Consider the following 713-nt stretch of genomic DNA (forward strand, 5'->3'; position numbering starts at 1 on the left):
GTGTATAGCCGCATACAGGTCGTTATCGGGTCTCGAAGGCTAAATAATGCTGACTTTTCGTGACCAATTGGGTTTTGAGGCGGTCGGAGCGCGAACTCCCCGGAGCTTTGCCGGCAGTGTATTGCAGCGGCGAGGGCGCGGTACCGAAGTTGAGACTAGTCTAGAAGCCGATCTCAGGGTTATTCACCGCATAATCCGAACTCTGCCAGCAGGCCAGCATCCAAAGCACTATTACTGCAGCTAAGGCATAGCCATCCCCAGTTCACAACCGGTGGAAATCTTCAGTCGAAGGCAACCGGCAGGATACATGATAATTGTCTAATATGGGGTCTGCTTCATTTGCATATTCACGGAACTACGTTGGCACACATCAGCGTTACTCTCCTTATTCTGTCGGCATCAGGGCGATATTCGACATGTATCGAATGATCGGCATGGTCAAATCGATCCCAAGCGCCATACTCACCTAAGATAACGTCTCTATGTGCGGCGCCGCTTTTTGTAGGTTTCCCAAGTAGACGAAGCACCTCACTGCGCTTAGATAAAAATGGAATCTCAAAAAGGGCCTGATCAAAAATGTCAGCGTCTAGAAATATCGAGTTAATTCTCTCGTTACTATCGCAAATAAATGAAAATCCGTTTGTTCTAGCTACATAGTTTATCTCAGTCTCTGGAAGGTCCCTATCAACTGATCTTTTGAATTTCCAAGAATT

General features: G+C 47.0%; 1 protein-coding gene. It reads right to left on the reverse strand.

What is annotated here, in order from left to right; all coding sequences use genetic code 11:
- Positions 1–347: 347 nt before the first annotated feature.
- Positions 348–713, reverse strand: a 366-nt coding sequence (locus tag NKG95_RS34205) for a DUF6392 family protein (RefSeq protein WP_353043882.1), incomplete at its 5' end; no start/stop codon positions are given.

Source organism: Mesorhizobium sp. M1423, assembly GCF_040317575.1.
Taxonomy (GTDB): domain Bacteria; phylum Pseudomonadota; class Alphaproteobacteria; order Rhizobiales; family Rhizobiaceae; genus Mesorhizobium.